Source organism: Pseudomonas citrullilanati (assembly GCF_030580855.1).
Classification (GTDB): domain Bacteria; phylum Pseudomonadota; class Gammaproteobacteria; order Pseudomonadales; family Pseudomonadaceae; genus Aquipseudomonas; species Aquipseudomonas citrulli.
Genome location: NZ_JAUQOP010000012.1, coordinates 1 through 16497, shown reverse-complemented (window position 1 = coordinate 16497; position 16497 = coordinate 1). Strand labels below are relative to the sequence as shown.

Annotated in this window: 13 protein-coding genes, 1 rRNA gene and 2 pseudogenes; 7 read left to right on the top strand and 9 right to left on the bottom strand. The window is 62.8% G+C overall.

Translation table 11 applies throughout. The features are described from left to right. Window positions 1–59 precede the first annotated feature (59 nt). Together Q6A48_RS26060 and Q6A48_RS26055 are read right to left on the bottom strand one after the other, a co-directional pair. A pseudogene (locus tag Q6A48_RS26060) lies at window positions 60–491 on the bottom strand (methyl-accepting chemotaxis protein); the annotation flags it as partial. 108 nt (window positions 492–599) lie between these two features. Continuing rightward, window positions 600–1286: pseudogene (locus tag Q6A48_RS26055) on the bottom strand (PAS domain-containing protein); the annotation flags it as partial. Between the two features lie 301 nt (window positions 1287–1587). Between Q6A48_RS26055 and Q6A48_RS10705 the strand changes: the two are divergent. From Q6A48_RS10705 to Q6A48_RS10695, 3 genes are all read left to right on the top strand, one after another. Next, entirely contained in the window at window positions 1588–3006 is a 1419-nt protein-coding gene (locus Q6A48_RS10705) for a short-chain fatty acid transporter (RefSeq protein WP_304554076.1), read from the top strand. 110 nt (window positions 3007–3116) lie between these two features. Then, entirely contained in the window at window positions 3117–4277 is a 1161-nt protein-coding gene (locus tag Q6A48_RS10700) for a hypothetical protein (RefSeq protein ID WP_304554075.1), read from the top strand. Window positions 4278–4446: 169 nt separating this feature from the next. Continuing rightward, window positions 4447–4974 (top strand): SET domain-containing protein, encoded by a 528-nt coding sequence (locus tag Q6A48_RS10695; protein WP_304554074.1) that lies wholly within the window; start codon window positions 4447–4449, stop codon window positions 4972–4974. 10 nt (window positions 4975–4984) lie between these two features. On the opposite strand, the gene can is transcribed toward Q6A48_RS10695, so the two are convergent. Continuing rightward, window positions 4985–5629, bottom strand: coding sequence for a carbonate dehydratase (gene can / locus Q6A48_RS10690; RefSeq protein WP_041023284.1), 645 nt, complete (start codon window positions 5627–5629; stop codon window positions 4985–4987). Between the two features lie 128 nt (window positions 5630–5757). Between can and Q6A48_RS10685 the strand changes: the two genes are divergently transcribed. After that, window positions 5758–6162: a serine kinase/phosphatase gene (locus tag Q6A48_RS10685; RefSeq protein WP_304554073.1), complete on the top strand. Its 405-nt coding sequence runs from the start codon at window positions 5758–5760 to the stop codon at window positions 6160–6162. A 177-nt stretch (window positions 6163–6339) separates the two neighbouring features. On the opposite strand, the gene rimI is transcribed toward Q6A48_RS10685, so the two are convergent. Together rimI and Q6A48_RS10675 are read right to left on the bottom strand one after the other, a co-directional pair. Beyond that, window positions 6340–6792 (bottom strand): ribosomal protein S18-alanine N-acetyltransferase, encoded by a 453-nt coding sequence (rimI, locus tag Q6A48_RS10680; protein WP_304554072.1) that lies wholly within the window; start codon window positions 6790–6792, stop codon window positions 6340–6342. Beyond that, entirely contained in the window at window positions 6785–7561 is a 777-nt protein-coding gene (locus Q6A48_RS10675; protein WP_304554071.1) for an energy transducer TonB, read from the bottom strand. Before Q6A48_RS10675 ends, rimI begins: the two co-directional genes overlap by 8 nt. Window positions 7562–7741: 180 nt before the next feature. Here Q6A48_RS10675 and mksB point away from each other — a divergent pair, with 180 nt between their 5' ends. From mksB to mksF, 3 genes are read left to right on the top strand one after another with little or no spacing between them, the layout of a single operon-like run. Then, window positions 7742–9022 (top strand): Mks condensin complex protein MksB, encoded by a 1281-nt coding sequence (gene mksB, locus Q6A48_RS10670; RefSeq protein ID WP_304554070.1) that lies wholly within the window; start codon window positions 7742–7744, stop codon window positions 9020–9022. Continuing rightward, window positions 9012–9713 (top strand): Mks condensin complex protein MksE, encoded by a 702-nt coding sequence (gene mksE / locus Q6A48_RS10665; protein ID WP_024778194.1) that lies wholly within the window; start codon window positions 9012–9014, stop codon window positions 9711–9713. Before mksB ends, mksE begins: the two co-directional genes overlap by 11 nt. After that, complete coding sequence (gene mksF, locus Q6A48_RS10660; protein ID WP_304554069.1) at window positions 9710–12550, top strand: Mks condensin complex protein MksF; 2841 nt, start codon at window positions 9710–9712, stop codon at window positions 12548–12550. The genes mksE and mksF overlap by 4 nt, the downstream gene beginning before the upstream one ends. 121 nt (window positions 12551–12671) lie before the next feature. On the opposite strand, the gene Q6A48_RS10655 is transcribed toward mksF, so the two are convergent. From Q6A48_RS10655 to rrf, 4 genes are all read right to left on the bottom strand, one after another. Beyond that, window positions 12672–14975: a PqiB family protein gene (locus Q6A48_RS10655; protein ID WP_304554068.1), complete on the bottom strand. Its 2304-nt coding sequence runs from the start codon at window positions 14973–14975 to the stop codon at window positions 12672–12674. Beyond that, on the bottom strand, window positions 14968–15591 hold the full coding sequence (locus tag Q6A48_RS10650) for a paraquat-inducible protein A (RefSeq protein WP_304554188.1): 624 nt from the start codon (window positions 15589–15591) through the stop codon (window positions 14968–14970). Before Q6A48_RS10650 ends, Q6A48_RS10655 begins: the two co-directional genes overlap by 8 nt. Next, the gene (locus tag Q6A48_RS10645; RefSeq protein WP_304554067.1) at window positions 15578–16237 is read right to left on the bottom strand and encodes a paraquat-inducible protein A; all 660 of its coding nucleotides are present in this window, start codon (window positions 16235–16237) and stop codon (window positions 15578–15580) included. Before Q6A48_RS10645 ends, Q6A48_RS10650 begins: the two co-directional genes overlap by 14 nt. 146 nt (window positions 16238–16383) lie before the next feature. Further along, window positions 16384–16497: ribosomal RNA gene (rrf, locus tag Q6A48_RS10640) — 5S ribosomal RNA — on the bottom strand; the annotation flags it as partial.

Below are 16497 nucleotides of genomic sequence, written 5' to 3'. Positions count from 1 at the left end.
TAACGACGAAATTATCGCAAAACAATAATTAATATGTAAAAAACAATAAACTCACGGCATCAACTGGAGAGCTGGTTCGCGAACTGGCTCACCGCGTCGACCACCTTCTTCGCCCCGTCCTGGATCTCGACGATCACCGAACCGGCCTCGGCAGCCAGGGCCAGGCCCTGTTCGGCCTGGTGTTGGCCGTCGGTCATGAGCGCCACGGCGTTGCGCGCCATGTCCTGGTTCTGGCGAACCACGCCGACAATCTCATCCGTCGCCTGGCTGGTCCGCGATGCCAACTGGCGGACCTCGTCGGCCACCACCGCGAAGCCCCGGCCCTGTTCACCGGCCCGGGCCGCTTCGATGGCGGCGTTGAGCGCCAGCAGGTTGGTTTGCTCGGCGATGCCGCTGATGGTCTTGACGATGGTCCCGATCACCAGGGACTGCTCGTTGAGCGCCTCGATGCCTTCGCCGGCGGTTTGCATGTGCCGGGCCAGGTCGCGCATCACGTCCACCGCCTGGGTCACCACCGTGGTGCCGCGCTGGGCGCTGTTGTCGGTTTGCAACGAAGTGCTGTAGGCGATGTTGGCGGCTTCGGCGACGGCTTTTTCCTGGTTGACCTGATCGGTGATGTTGGTGGCGAACTTGACCACCTTGTACAACCGCTCGTTGGCGTCGAGCACCGGGTTGTAGGACGCCTCCAGCCAGACTTCGCGACCGTTGCTGTCGATGCGCTTGAAGCGACCGGCGACAAACTCACCGCTGTTCAGGCGTTTCCAGAACTGCTGGTAGGCCGCGCTGTTGTACTCCTCCGGATCACAGAACAGGCGGTGATGCTTGCCCTTGATCTGCGCCAGGCTGTAGCCCATGGCGTTGAGGAAACGGTCGTTGGCCGTCAGCACATGGCCGCCCAGGTCGAACTCGATCACCGCCGTGGAGCGAACAAGGGCGCCGATCAGGTTTTCATGCTCGCGCGAGCCCTCGATCGTACGGGTCAGGTCGTTGGAGTACATCGAAAAATAGCGGATCCGCCCTTCGGCGTTGAGCACCGGCTGCAGGATCGAACGCAGCCAGGCTTCCTGGCCATTGCCACGGACCAGGCGCACGGCACCGGAGAAATGCTCGCCACGGGTCAGGGCCGTCTTGAAACGAAGCTGGAACTCGTTGTTCTTCAGGTACGCCGGGACCAGTTCCTCGACAGGCCGGCCAATCAGGTCCTGGCTCTTGTAGTGCATCTGCTCGAGAAAATTCTGATTGACCGTCTGAATTCGTCCGTCGACATCCAGGGTCAGGGCCAGCATTTCGCGGTCCAGGCTTTCTTTCACCTGCATGAGACTCGACAGTTCTTGGCGAAGAGCCACCAGCTCCTGCTTCAGGCGATTGTTGAACATAAGCATGCTCCAGGCAGGAGGGTTGACAGGTCCATTCCCTTGCCATCGGCCCGGCGAATTTTTTCTGAAGAGTACCGTTGGTCAGCGGTGCATTTTCTCGCGCGGCCGCGAACCACGGCCCGGCTTCCATGGTCAGTGGATTGTTCTACCGTTGTCGGGGCGTCGTCGCTCCAGTGCCCAGAAACCAATCATAAGAATAGAGGTAACGACCGTGACCACCGACATCGAAGACAGCCGTTCCGCCCGCTTTGCCTTGCGCTGCTCCAGTTTCGCCGAGCGCTGGTTTCCCGACTCCTGGGTCTTCGCCGCGCTGGCGGTGCTGGTGGTCGCCGTGGCCACCCAATTCATCGGCGCCACGCCCACGGCGGCGGCCATGGCGTTCGGCGATGGGTTCTGGAGCCTGATCCCGTTCACCATGCAGATGGCCTTCGTGGTGATCGGCGGCTATGTGGTGGCCAGTTCGCCGCCGGCGGTGCAGTTGATCGATCGCTTGGCGCGGATCCCCGGCAATGGTCGCTCCGCCGTCGCCTGGGTGGCGTTGATCTCGATGGTCGCGTCGCTGCTCAATTGGGGATTGTCGCTGGTATTCGGCGGCCTGCTGGTGCGCGCCCTCGCCCGCCGGACCGAGCTGAAAATGGATTATCGCGCCGCCGGTGCGGCCGCCTACCTGGGGCTGGGGGCGGTGTGGGCCCTGGGATTGTCGTCGTCGGCCGCGCAATTGCAGGCCAACCCGGCGAGCCTGCCCCCGTCGATCCTGTCGATCACCGGCGTGATTCCCTTCACCCAGACCATTTTCCTCTGGCAGTCCGGGGTCATGCTGCTGGCGCTGATTGTCGTCTCGTTGATCGTCGCCTACGCGACCGCCCCCGGGCCGAACAGTGCCCGTGATGCCGCCGCGTGCGGAATCGACCCGAGCTTCAGCATGCCGGCGTTGCAACCCCGCACCCGCCCCGGCGAATGGCTGGAGCACAGCCCGCTGCTGACCCTCGCCCTGGTGCTGCTGGCCGCCGGCTGGCTGTTCCACGAGTTTTCGACGAAACCGGCGATCAGTGCCATCTCGGGGCTCAATACCTACAACTTCCTGTTCCTGATGCTCGGGGCGCTGCTGCACTGGCGGCCGCGCAGTTTCCTCGACGCGGTGGCCCGGGCGGTACCGACCACCACCGGCGTGCTGATCCAGTTTCCGCTGTACGGCTCGATCGCGGCGTTGCTGACCACCGTCAAGGGCAGCGATGCCCAGACGCTGGCCCACCACATCTCGACGTTTTTCGTACAGGTCGCCTCCCATGACACCTACGCCTTGCTGATGGGCGTGTACTCGGCGGTGCTGGGCTTCTTCATTCCCTCGGGCGGCGGCAAATGGATCATCGAGGCCCCCTATGTCATGCAGGTGGCGAATGACCTGAACTACCACCTGGGCTGGGCGGTGCAGATCTACAACGCGGCCGAAGCCCTGCCGAACCTCATCAACCCGTTCTACATGCTGCCGTTGCTGGGCGTGCTGGGCCTCAAGGCTCGGGACCTGATCGGGTTCTCGTTCGTGCAATTGCTGGTGCATACACCCCTGGTGCTGGCGCTGCTATGGGCGTTGGGCACCACGCTGTCCTATTTGCCGCCAGTGATGCCATAAAGCCATAAAAAAACCCTGATATTTCCCCTGGCCCACTGTTTCTTCGGCTCGGTCTGTTTCAGTATGGAGACACCCTAACGAGGGGTCTCCACGCTGAAAAGGATCTGAGCATGTCAAAACTCGCCGTATGTTCTCTTGCCGCCCTGGCCTTCAGTGCCGCCGCCCACGCGGCCGATATCGATGTACAGCTGGGCAGCACCGAACGCGTCACCCGCCTCTTTGCCTACCCCAACAACTGCAACGTCATTTGCTTTCGCAACTGGACCCTGGAGCAAACCGTCGAGCATTACCTGACCCAGAGCGTGCAGCGCGACGGCTATGGCACGGCCAAGGTCAGCGTCAAGCGCGACAAGGGCAAGGTCTACGCCCACATCAGCGGGGTGCCCAAGGGCTATGGCCAACCGTTGACGGCGTTGCTCGACGCCGGTGACCTGGCCTACAACGGCGCGACGAAACTCAACAGCGAGAAGAAATGGGCCTACAACTGGTACCTGTTCCTGCCCCTGGGCATGGCCCTGGAGAACCGCAAGAGCATCGAACTGCTGCACTTCCCGCCGGATTACTCCCTGACCCAGGCCCAGGATTACCTGGAGTCGGCCACCACCGACCGCTGGGCCTCGTTGCTGACCGACAACGGCATCCCCGCCGCACAGACGCCGGGCTACCAGACCATCATCGACATCGCGCCCATCGCGGCCCCGTCCAATGCCGGCCAGACCCTGGAAGGGCTGTACGATTACTTCAACGCCTACCAGACCATCATGGTCAAGCAGCTCACCCAGACCTCCGCCGGCGCCTCGCTGCCCATGGTGGCCTTCGGCGCCCCCGTACGGAACTGGATCAAGACCCAATACGGGCAGACCGTGAATGTGCTCGGCCTGGCGACCATCACGCCGACAGGCGGCACCCCGGTATCGGTGCTGGGCTCCAACCACCCGAGCTATATCTGGTACGCCGCCGACAAGACCAACTACGACGGTGACGAAGCCAAGGCCGATGCGGCGGGCCTGAAGGTCATGGGCCAGGACCTGAGCGCGGCCTGCTGGCAGGCTGGCATGGGCAGCAAGCCGGGCTCCGACCCGACCACGTTGCTGAACCAGTGCACCCAGACCTGGCAAGTCACGCAAAAGGAAAAGACCTGCGAGCTGTTCTACACCACGATCCGCAAGTTGACCCCGGAAGAAGCGGCTAAAACCTGCGATACACCGGCGATCAAGACGCAACTTCCGCAATTGAAGGCGCCGATGCCGCTGCCCGCCGAACCGGTATAAAGCCCACGAGGCGCGTGCCCTGTCGGTTCACACCGACGGGGCATGCATCGCGCACGCCTGTCAGAGTTGACAGTAGCCGTCAGGTTGGAGTTGGAGGAAGCTGCGAATTACAACGAGCGTTGGCAGGATCGCTGGCGCTGAAAGCCGACCTTTGCCGACAGGGACAGTCATGACCACTTCCAGTCCATCCCAAGCCCGCTCGCGGATCGGGGATTGCCTCTATCCCCAAAAAGCACTCAGTACGCGGCTGCGCTATCCCTCGGCCCGGGATTTTCAAATCCTGCGTGCGGCCGACGGACACGGCTTCGCCGTCATCGCCCAGCGCGACTTCGCCCCCATGGAACGCATCTGCCGGGTGTCCGGGCTGCTGGTGGCCCGTCGAGGCCCGCATACGCTGCAGGTGCTGCCGGAAGTCCACATGTACGACCCGTACTTCGCCGGGCTGTTGGCGCATTCCTGCAACCCGAATGTGTTTCTCGACATGAGCGAATTGTGGCTATGGGCCCTGACCCGCATCGCCAAGGGCGACAGCCTGACCACCGACCACGCCAGCACCGAACAGAAGCTGTATCGCCAGTTTGCCTGCCGGTGCGGTTCGTCCAACTGTCACGGTTGGATCACAGGTTATGACGAACCGCCCAACGAGCAAGGAATGAAATTCCTACGGCACTGGCGCCATCGGTGTCATCGCGACTGACAGGCCTACGTCACGGCGCGCCGACGGGACGCAACCGATACTGCGGTGGCAACTGCTCGAAACCGCTGATGGTGGTGTCCAGGCTTTTCCAGCGCCCGTCCTTGATGCCGTAGATGCAACCATGGATCGACAGCTTCTGCCCACGGTGCCAGGCGTTCTGGACGATGCTGGTATGGCCGACATTGGCCACCTGCTGGATCACGTTCAACTCGCACAGGCGGTCCACGCGTTCTTCTTCGGTCGGCAATTGGGCCAGCGCCTCACGGTGCTCGTAGTACAGGTCGCGAATCGAGCGCAGCCAACCGTCGATCAGGCCCAGCTGGCGGTCCTGCATCGAGGCCCGCACGCCGCCACAGCCGTAGTGGCCGGTCACCAGGATGTGCTTGACCTTCAGCACGTCCACGGCGTACTGGATCACCGACAGGCAGTTGAGGTCGGTGTGCAGCACCACGTTGGCCACGTTGCGGTGCACGAACAGATCGCCCGGCAACATGCCGACGATTTCGTTGGCCGGTACCCGCGCATCGGAACAGCCGATCCACAGGTACTCCGGGGTCTGCTGACGAGCCAGCTTGGCGAAGAAGTCAGGATCCTCCTGCTTGATCGCATCGGCCCAGCGCGCGTTGTTATCAATCAGATCTTGTAGTTCGTTCATGCTGCTTGCCCTCGAGAATAGTGCGCAACTTTGACAATCGACCGGTCGTCGAGGTCACTTCGATAATGCCGTTGGAATTCTCGGCAGCGCTGCGGGTCCACCCAGTAACCCCAGTATGAGGAATTGCCATGAATGATTCACGACGTCCTTTCGACGCGGCCCAACCGGAGCCGATCGATGACAATGAAGACCGCATGGGCTCGATGCACGAGCTGGAGTTCGACGACGAACAGCCCAGCGCGAAGATCGGCGACGAACTGCCGGAGAACGAGCGCGAACAGTTGATGCCCCATGAACGGGTGCGCGAAGCGGGCCTGACCGGCGCCTCGACGGATGATCACCAGCCGACCGACGACGACCTGAGCCCCGAGACCCTGATTCGCGAAGACGGCGCCCGGGATGCCCATGAACTGGGCGAAGACGAACAGGCCGATTGGGACCTGAGCATCGTCGATGAGGATGAGATTGGCGGCGGCGATGGGCTGGACGAGGCGGAAATGGCGGACATCGATCCGCTGGATGGCAAGCGCTGACCCGGCCATCGCCATCGCGAGCAAACTCGCTCCCGCAGGGGCTTTGTGTATTCAGGTTTGTGTACCCCACCCAAACCCTGTGGGAGCGAGCCTGCTCGCGATAGCGGTGGATCAGTTTGCATCAGTGCCGGATGTACCGGCGTCTTCGCGAGCAGGCTCACGCCCCCATGGGGCGATTCAGTCCACCAGCGTGCAAGCCATGACCACCGCATCCTCGCGCCCACCCACCGCCGGGTAATAATCCCGGCGCCGGCCGATCTCGTTGAAACCGTAGCGTTCATACAACCGGAACGCCGTGCGGTTGCTGTCGCGCACTTCCAGGAAGCACTCCCGGGCCTGGGCCTGGTAGGCGATGGACATCAAGTGTTCCAGCAGGCGCAGGCCCAGGCCACGGCCCTGGTTTTCCGGCTTGACGGTGATGTTGAGCAGGTGCGCTTCATCCAGGATCACCTGCACCACGCCATGGCCCACCTGTTGCTGGCCTTCGAACATCAGCCAGATCTGGTATTTACCCAGCCCGTCGAGAAAGATCCCTCGGGTCCAGGGATGGCTGTAGGCGGCGTATTCGATTTTCAGCACAGCGTCGAGGTCCGCCTCGGTCATCGGGCGGAACGATACAGCGTCACTCATTCGATTCTTTCCAACGCGCCATCAGCCGGCGCATGGCTTGCCAGACGTCAGCCTTGCGCTGTGGCGTTTCCATTAACAGTTCCAGCCCGGGCAGCGCCCAGGCCGAGCCCAGGCCTTCGACCTGCAGTTCGCGAGTGAAGGCATCAGCGTCCGCCTCGCCGGCAAACTTCACCGCCGGCAGACCGATCAGCCACAGGCACACGCAGGGCTCGTCTTCCAAGCGGGCCGAGACGAAGCCCTGGACGAAATCCCGGGCCGCGTCCGGGCCCTGGTCCATGGTGCCGCGAGACAGCAGCGGCCAGCGCACCGGTTCGCCGACGATCTGCGGGCTGTCCGGCAGGCCGGCGGCGCGCAGCATGTCCTTGAGCAGCAGATAGGCCGGGTCGCGGCTCTGGAACGGCTCGCCGGTGGGCAGCTCGACCAACAGCAGGCAGCGCCCGGCGCGCAGCAGTTGCAAGGCGAAACGCGGCGGCGCGACCTTGGCCGGCGCGGGCGCTTCATCGGCCTCGGCGACCGGCTTGGCACTGGTGCGATTGGCCGCCAGGCTCGGACGCGGCACTTCGATCTTCGGCCGCTCGGGCGCAGGCGTCGAAGGTTCGACCGGCGCCTTGGCCACCGGCATGGCCGGCGCCGGCGGGACGTCCAGCGGCTCGGGCGCCTCCAGCAGCTCGGGCCGCGACGGGGCGGCGAAGGGCAATTCGGTACGCGGCAGCCAGCTGACCACCTGCATGGCGGTCAGATAGGCGCGGCGACGAGACTCGATAAGCAAGGGTCGGCCACTTGTGGATAACTGAAAGTGGGAGGGATTCTACCGCCCTTCGACGCGGATCGCTTCCCCGTCGAGCCAATAGTTGGACGATACGCACGACAGTCCGTCTCAGGGGTGAATCGCAACCGGCCCGATGCAGTACAATCGCCGCTTTTAATTGCCAACCCGACGGCCATTGCGATGATCGAACCCAAGCGCGTCTTGCGCGCCCTCGCCGAACACTGGGCATTGCTGGAACCTTTGTGCGAGCACTTCGACCAGGGCACCCTGAGCCTCAACGAACTGCGTTCACAACTGGCCGCCCAACAGCTGGACAGCACGCCCCAGGACATCACCCAACTGCTGGACGTGTGGATCCGCCTGGACATCCTGGTGCCAGTGGCAAAAAGTCCGAACCGCTTCGAACTCAATGCCCAGATCCACGACTTCCTCGCTTACCTGCGCCGCGAGCACCGCCTGGGCCTGTGCCTGGAGATCGAAGCCTACCTGCGCCACCTCGAGCGCCTGGCCGGTTATATCCAGGACGCCTTCGACGTGCGTGACGGCAACGACCTCGCGCGCCAGTTGCGCCTGCTGGACATGCGCGTGCGCGACGTGCTCAAAAAACTCGCCAACGACGAACAGGCCCTGGTGGCCGTGGCCGAGCGCGCCAAGACCAGCGACCGGCAGATCCCGCTGCGCCAGCGCTACGCCGAAGTGCTGGCGACCTGGGACGAATACGTCGAGCCGATGATCCAGCTGGTGAACGCCGACGGTGCGTTCGAGCAAGGCGTGCGCAAGGTCGAGAACGTGCTGCTGCGCATGCTCACCGAACAGCAACGCCTCGGCCACCTGGTGGACGACGACATGCTGCTGCGCACCCACGCCCGGATCCTCGAGATGCAGACCAGCGCCCAGTTGACCCTGCGCCATGCCCGCGAGCTGTTGCTGCCCCTGCGCGAAGAAGCCCGTCGCCACAACGCCGTGACCCGTGGCGCCGCCCTGGCCCTGGCCGCCATCCGCCGCAAAGGCATCGATGCCGTGCCCCAGGCCGCCATGCCGCTGTTCACCCGGCCGCAAAGCACCTTCCTCGGCAGCGCCAGCCAGGTGGAAGCCTATGTCTACGCCCTGGCCCGCTTCGAGCCGAAACCAGCGCGTTTCCCCAAGTCCCACAAGACCCACAAGGGCGGCGATGCCCCCCGTGCACCGCGCACCGCGCGCGAGATGGTCGAGCGCTGCGAAGACGCGCTGCCGATGCCGGACCTGATGACCTGGCTGCTGGAACAGGAACCGGACAGCGCCACCGACGAATTGCTGTACTGGTTCTCGCGCCTGTCGCGGGAGAAACGTTTCAAGCGCGAGCGTCTGGAACGCCGCGAATACCACACCCACGAGCATCAGGTCAGCCTGCGCTCCTTCGCCCTGCTCTCGGCCCGCGACAGCGCCGCCGAGGATTCTGCGAGCATCCCCCATGCATCTTGATCTATCCGAACTGTCCCAGCTGGCGCCGATCTTCCGCGAGCTGTTCAAGGGCTACCACGTCAGCCGCCGCGACCCGGAGCTGTACGCCCAACTGTCCAACTTCCAGGACCAGTACCGCACGCTGTTCAAGGCCCTGGGCTTCGAACTGGTATGCGACACCCGTGGCTTTTATTACTTCGTGCCGGACCTGGCCGCCGCGGCGGTGAACAAGACCGCCCAGCGCCTGGCCCTGTTCACTTTCATCCTGGTCGAACACCTGGCCGACCAGGGTCGCGACCCGATCGCCGTGCTCGACGGTGGCAGCCTGGGCCGCGATGAGCTGCCTTCGCTGCTGGAAAAGTACCGTGACCTGTTCATCCAGGCCGAAGTCCAGACCCAGGAAGAGCTGGAAGAAAAAATCATGCGCCGCATGACCCAGCTGGGCTTCGCCAGCGAAGACAACGGTGTGTACCGCTTCCTGCCGCCGATGCACCGCTTCCTCGACGTCTGCCTGTCGGTCCAGCAGGACCGCGACCTGGCCGCCAGCGTGCACAGCGTGTTGCCGTTGCCGGCGCCGGTGCTGATCGACGAAGACAGCGACGAGAAACTGCTGCAGACCGACGACCCGCTCGATCTGGCGCCTTTTGAAGACGAGAGCGAAGAAGACGCACTGGCCCGCGCCATTGCCGAAGAACAGGAGACCGACGCATGAGCCAGGAACGCTACGGCATCCGCCGCTTTGCCCTTTTGAATACCGCCGGCTACAGCCTTGGCCTGTTCCCGCTGGAAGAACCGTTGTCGGTGTATGGCGCGAACAACCTCGGTAAATCCGCGTCGATCAACGCCTTGCAGTTCCCGATCCTGGCGCGCATGTCGGACATGAGCTTCGGCAAATACAGCCTGGAACAATCCCGGCGCTTCTATTTCGCATCGGACACCAGCTACATCCTCGTGGAAGTTGCCCTGCCCCACGGCCCCCATGTCATCGGCGTGGTCGGTCGCGGCCCGGGCGGCGGTTTCGGCCACCAGTTCTTTGCCTACGCCGGCAAGCTGGACCTGGCTCACTATCAGCAAAACGACACGTGCCTGCGTCAGAAAGAGCTGTTCACCAACCTGGAGCGCGAAGGCCTCAAGGCCTACGAACTCAAGCCGGATGAACTGCGACGCCTGCTGGTGGGTGGACACACCTCGATCCCGCTGAACCTGACGCTGATCCCCCTGCGCTCCACCAGCGAACAAAGCCTCAAGACCTTCCGCGCGCTGTTCATCAACCTGCTGCACATGCGCGAAATCACCGCGGCCAAGCTCAAGCAGCTGTTCCTCGACGCGTTCGAACACAGCCTGCGCTCCGGCAGCGTGGACTACATCGCCGCGTGCGAAGAAGCGTTCCGCGACGTACGACGCATGGAGCAGGACTACAACTCCCTGGTGGCCGCTGGCCCGCTGGTGGAAGCCCTGGCCAATGGCGTGAAGCAACGCGATATTCTGCGCGGCAAACTGCATCGCCTGTCGCCGCTGCTCGATTCGCTGCTCGGCACCTGGTCGGACTACGCCAGTGCGCGCAAGGAAGAGCTGACCCTCCAGGCCGAACACTACCGCAACGAGCAGGATTCGCTGCAGAACGACCAGCGCGGTGGCACCCAGGAGCTGATGCGCCTGGAGCGGGAAATCACCGGCATCCAGCGCTGGCTCGGCGAACTCTCGGTGCTCAAGCACAAGTTCGCCCTGGTGGATGACGTCAAGGTCCTGGAGCAGCAACTGCTCGCCGCCAAGGACGCCCACGACGAATTGGCCGGCGCCCTGGCCCAGTCCCGGCAGTTCAGTGCCGAAGACCTGGAAGAACGCCTGCGGGACCTGGAAAAACGCCTGAAGTCGGTCAAGCAGCAACTCGATCACGCCGACAACAACAGCTACGCCCGCCTGCGCGAAGAATTCTCGCAACAGGACGTCGAACGCCTGATGCGCCTGTTCAACAGCGCCCTGTTCAGCCTGCCGCTGGGAGAGCACGGCATCGCGCTGGACGAGGACGGCCAATGGGTCAAGTCCCTGGAACTGATCCTCGACGGCTTCAAGGGTGAGCGCTTCGAGGTGCCGGGCCTGGCCATCGACCTCTCCCACATCGAGCCACCCGCCTTGCAGGCGCTGGCCGACCGCGCGGCGTTGCGCGACCAGAAGGAGCGCCTGGAAAAAGAGCTCAAGCAGCTCAAGACCCAGCAAGCCGTCGCGGCCGACCGGGCGGCGAGCAAGACCCAGACCGAAGCGCTGTACCAGCAAGTCCTGGACGCCCAGAAAGCGTTGGAAGATTTCCGCCGCACCCAGACCCTGAGCGCCGAAGAAGGCGAAAAGCTCGAGCAACTGGCGCAGATGGAAGCAGCCCAGGAGGAACTCAAGCGCTCCAGCGATGCCTTCACCGAACGCGTCCAGCAACTCTCCGCCAAGCTGCAACTGGTGGGCCGCCAGATCGCCGACATGGAAGCCAAGCAGCGCACCCTCGACGACGCCTTGCGTCGCCGTCAGTTGCTGCCGGCGGACCTGCCGTTCGGCACGCCGTTCATGGACCCGGTCGACGATTCCATGGACAACCTGTTGCCACTGCTCAATGACTACCAGGACAGCTGGCAAGGCCTGCTGCGCGTCGACGGCCAGATCGAAGCGCTGTATGCCCAGGTGCGCCTCAAGGGCGTGGCCAAGTTCGACAGCGAAGACGACATGGAGCGACGCCTGCAACTGCTGATCAACGCCTATGCGCACCGCACCGACGAGGCCCTGACCCTGGGCAAGGCGCGTCGCGCGGCGGTGACCGATATCGCCCGGACCCTGCGCAACATCCGCAGCGACTACGACAGCCTCGAACATCAACTGGCGCTGTTCAACCGCGAGATCAACAAGCGCCAGGTGTCCAACCTGCAAAGCTTCCGTATCGTCCTGGCGCCGAACAAGGAAGCCCTCAAGCACATCGACCAGATCATCCACAGCGCCGGCCAGTACGAGGAAGGCGAGACCCTGTCGGTGTTCGACCTCAGCCAGAGCGCGGAGCAGGACAACAAGAACGAAGAGGCCAAGGAATACCTGGCGCGCCTGGTGGCGGCGAACCACAACCAGCTCGGCCTCAAGGACCTGTTCGAACTGGCGTTCGAGATCACCAAGGTCAACGGCCAGCCGGTGATCCACACCGACATCGACGGCGCGGCGTCCAACGGCACCACCATGACCATCAAGGCGCTGACCAACATGTACCTGCTGCTGCACCTGATGGACCGCGAACAGGCCGGTCGCGTGCGCCTGCCGTACTACCTGGACGAAGCGGCGGACATTGACGAGAAGAACCAGGCCGCCTTGCTGGAAACCAGCCTGCAACTGGGCTTCGTGCCGATCCTGGCGAGCGTCAAGCCGCAAGTCTGCGCCAGTGTCGCCATCGACCTGGAAGGCGGCAGCGGCCCGAACGGGATCTACATCGACGAGGCGGACTGGAAATACATCCGTCGTCACGACGCGGTAAAAGCCACGGTGAACGTCCAGGCCGACGAGCCGGAGCTGGATGCGGTGTGAGGTGAAACGCCGGAAATAAAAAAGGCCGCGCTCCTGATGGAACGCGGCCTTTTTCATTGCGCTATTTCAGCACCTGCGTGCAGCCCCCCATGGGAGCGAGCCTGCTCGCGATAGCGCCAAACTACTTGCCAAGGCTGATCTTCGGCGCCCAGGTCAGCCATTCCTCTTCGAATTTATCGAACAGCGCGAAGGTCTGCTCCGGACGCGCCGGGGCGCCCATCCGCTCACCATCCGGCGTGGCGAAGGCGATGCCACCCTGGATCAGCGTTTCCAGGGATTCGGTGCGCACCGTCGCGCCCTTGAACAAACCGAAGTCCAGGCCAAAGCCACTGCTGTTCCAGAACCGCGTGCCGGTGCGCACCAATGGCGCGTACTTGGGTTCGATCAGGATATGGATCAACACTCGATCCGCGGTCTGGCCCAACTCATAACCGGTGACCTTGCCTACCGTGATCTCGCGGTAGGTCACCGGCACGCCGATCTTCAACGAGCCACGGCGAGCCGCACTCAATACCAGGCTCAGGCCCGCTTCGGGCGCGGCCGTTTCCGGTGGGTTGGCCAGGGCCACGAAGTTCTTCTGCGGTCCCAGGTTCTTTGCCGAGGGTTGCACCTCGATGTACTGGCCGCTCACCAGCGTCTCCAGGTTGGACGTCTTCATCAACCCCAACTCGGGCTTGACCACCCAGAACTGCGAACCGACCCGGGCAATGCGCTCCGGCACTTCGGTGATTCGCGCAGTGAGCAATACCGATTGCATGTCGGCGCTCAAATCGACCTTTTCGACCTTGCCCACATCCAGGCCTTTGAAACGGATCGGCGTGCCACTGCGCAAGCCATCGGCGCGATCGAGCTTGATCGTCACCTGGGTGCCCCGCTGCTGTGCCGCTTCACGGTCCTCGAACAAGCGGAAACGCGGGATACGCCGTTTCAGCGGCACATTCGGCTCTGGCGTCTCAAAGGAGATCCCGCCGGCCATCAGGCTTTGCAAGGACTCGCTCTTGACCTGGATCCCGCCGGTCAAGCCACCCGTGAGGGTAATGCCGCTGGCGTTCCAGAACCGGGTCGAACCGTTGACCAGGCCTTCGTACTCTTTCTCGATGTGCACACCGATGATCAGCTGTTTTTTCTTGCGCGAGAACTGGTAGCTCTGCACCGAACCGACCTTGACCTGTTTGTAGAGGATCGGGCTGCCGACCTCCAGCGATCCCAGGTTTTCCGTGAGCAGGACCAGGTGCAGCCCGGGCGAACGCAAGTCCAGCGGCGGCGCCTTGGCCCGTGCCTCGAACTCGCGCTGGGGCGCGCCGCCCTTGTCCCCCGGGCGCACGGCAATGTAGTTACCCTTGACCAACGCTTCCAGGCCGGTGATCCCCGCCAGGGAGATCGATGGCTTGACCACCCAGAACTGGGTGCCGGTGACCAGGTAATCTTCAGCCAGCGGATCCATGGTCAACTCGGCCGTGGCGCTGGACAGGTCCGGATCGACCTTGAGGGCCTTCAGGTTGCCGACCTGGATGCCCTTGTACATCACCGGCGTCCGACCGGCCTGCAGGCCTTCGAAGTCGCTGAGCTTGACCTTCACACGGATACCCGCGGCGGCGGCGTCAAAGTCTTCGTAGAGCCGGAACGGCAGGCTCGGATCCGTCGGCGGGCTGTCCTTGCGACCTTCCGGCGTGGCAAACGCAATACCGCCGGCCACGATGCTGGCCAGGGATTCGCTGCGCACCTTGACGCCCGACAGGTTGGCATCGATGCTGATGCCGCTGGCGTTCCAGAAACGCGTGTGCTTGCGCACCAGGCTGGCGTAGGTCGGCTCGATGAACACCTTGATCTCGACCGTGCTCTGGTCTTCGGACAGCACGTAGCTTTTCACCTGCCCAACCTGAATCTGCTTGTAGAACACCGGGCTGCCGCGGTTCAGCGAACCCAGCCGGTCAGCCTTGATCGTCAGGTGCAGGCCCGGCTTGGAATCCGACAGCGGCGGCTCCTCCGCCAAGGCCTTGAACTTGCGCGTCGACTCCCCTTCCCCCGGGCTGATCGCCACGTAGTTGCCGGACACCAGGGTTTCCAGCCCGGTGATGCCGGCCAGGCTGACACTCGGCTTGACCAGCCAGAAACGCGTTCCAGTCTTGAGGTATTGCTCGACGTCCTTGTTCATCTCGATGGTGGCGATCACGCCTTTCGAGCTGCCTTCATCGTCCAGCGTCAAGGCCTTCACCTTGCCCACCGACATGCCCTTGTAGACGATCTCGGTTTTGTTGGCCTGGATGCCTTCGCCGCTTTCGAAGCGTACGCTGATCTCGATCCCGGTGTCGTTGTAGGCCCGCCAGCCGAGCCAACCGCCGATGACCAGGGCGATCAACGGCAGGATCCAGATGGCCGACCAGTTCGAAGCCGGTCGGGTTTTTGCGGTAGGCAAATCAGTCATGGTCGTTATCCGACTCCGTGTTATCCCAGATCAGTCGGGGATCGAAGGTTACTGCGGCAATCATTGTCAAAATCACTACGCTGGCAAATGCGATGGCCCCCAGCCCGGCTTCGACACTGGCGAGGCGGCCGAAATTCACCACGGCCACCAGGATCGCGATCACGAAGATATCCAGCATCGACCAGCGGCCGATGAACTCGATGAAACGGTACATGAGGATGCGCTGGCGAGCCGACATCGGCTGGTGCCGCTGTACGGAAAACAGCAAGAGGGCAATACCCACCAGCTTGAACGTGGGCACCACGATACTGGCGATGAACACCACGGCCGCGATGGGGATCATGCCGTGCTGCACCAGCTCGATGACGCCGGCCATGATCGTGCTCGGGGCCCCCTTGCCCAGCGAGTTGATGGTCATGATCGGCAGCAGGTTGGCCGGAATGTAAAGAATCGCGGCGGTGATCAACAACGCCCAGGTCCGCATCATGCTGTCCGGGCGACGAGGATGAACCAGCGCCCCACAGCGGGTGCAGGTTTGCTTGTCGGCCTCGGGGTCCTGCCGATTCAATTCATGGCATTCCGTACAGATCAGAATGCCTGCATCAATCGCCCGCATGATCATCCTCCCCTGATAACGCTTGCCAGATCTGATGCGGTGACATCACCACTTCCAGCCAGACCTGGACCAGCAACATACTGATGAAACACACCAGGCCAAGGCCTACGGTGATGGCCGCCATGTCCGCCAGCTTGACGATGGCCACCAGTACGCCCATGAGGTAGACCTCGAGCATTCCCCAATCGCGTAGATGGTGATAGATGCGATACAGCAACAAACCATAACTGCGGCCGATATCCAGGCGAATGGTCAGCAGCACCAACAGCTGGCAAAGCAGCTTGAGGAGTGGAATGCCCATGCTGCACAGGAACACCACCACCGAAATGCCTTGCATGCCCGTATCGAACAAACCGACTACGCCGCTCCAGACGGTGTCCTGGGAGGACTGCCCGAGCAGGTTGAGTTGCATGATCGGCAGGAAATTGGCCGGCACGTACAACAGCAGTGCGGCAATCACCAAGGCAAGGCTGCGCTCGACGACATTGTGCCGGTGCGCGTAGAGCTCATATCCGCAACGGGGACACTCGGCTTTTTCGCCATGGGCCAGCCGAGGCTTGCGCATCAACAGGTCGCATTCATGGCATGCCACCAGATCGTTCAGGGGTAGATCCGACAATCTCTCAGTGTCTGACGGGTCGGGCATAAAGCGCTCTGGCTCGGCTAAGGTGGGGCTATTCTAGTGCCCTCGTTCGTAAATGACCGTGCAAATTTATCACGAGCTTCCACGGGTGTTTATTGCGGGCAAAACAAAACCCCAACTGCTTTCGCAATTGGGGTTTCGGAATTCAATCTTGACGATGACCTACTCTCACATGGGGAAACCCCACACTACCATCGGCGATGCATCGTTTCACTTCTGAGTTCGGGATGGGATCAGGTGGTTCCAATGCTCTATGGTCGTCA

Coding starts and splice junctions, on each gene's coding strand:
- Q6A48_RS10685 (WP_304554073.1), top strand. CDS start 5,758: ATGAATGATTCACGACGTCCTTTCGACGCGGCCCAACCGGAGCCGATC.
- Q6A48_RS10695 (WP_304554074.1), top strand. CDS start 4,447: ATGACCACTTCCAGTCCATCCCAAGCCCGCTCGCGGATCGGGGATTGC.
- Q6A48_RS10650 (WP_304554188.1), bottom strand. CDS start 15,591: ATGCGGGCGATTGATGCAGGCATTCTGATCTGTACGGAATGCCATGAA.
- mksB (WP_304554070.1), top strand. CDS start 7,742: ATGATCGAACCCAAGCGCGTCTTGCGCGCCCTCGCCGAACACTGGGCA.
- Q6A48_RS10645 (WP_304554067.1), bottom strand. CDS start 16,237: ATGCCCGACCCGTCAGACACTGAGAGATTGTCGGATCTACCCCTGAAC.
- Q6A48_RS10700 (WP_304554075.1), top strand. CDS start 3,117: ATGTCAAAACTCGCCGTATGTTCTCTTGCCGCCCTGGCCTTCAGTGCC.
- rimI (WP_304554072.1), bottom strand. CDS start 6,792: ATGAGTGACGCTGTATCGTTCCGCCCGATGACCGAGGCGGACCTCGAC.
- mksE (WP_024778194.1), top strand. CDS start 9,012: ATGCATCTTGATCTATCCGAACTGTCCCAGCTGGCGCCGATCTTCCGC.
- mksF (WP_304554069.1), top strand. CDS start 9,710: ATGAGCCAGGAACGCTACGGCATCCGCCGCTTTGCCCTTTTGAATACC.
- can (WP_041023284.1), bottom strand. CDS start 5,629: ATGAACGAACTACAAGATCTGATTGATAACAACGCGCGCTGGGCCGAT.
- Q6A48_RS10655 (WP_304554068.1), bottom strand. CDS start 14,975: ATGACTGATTTGCCTACCGCAAAAACCCGACCGGCTTCGAACTGGTCG.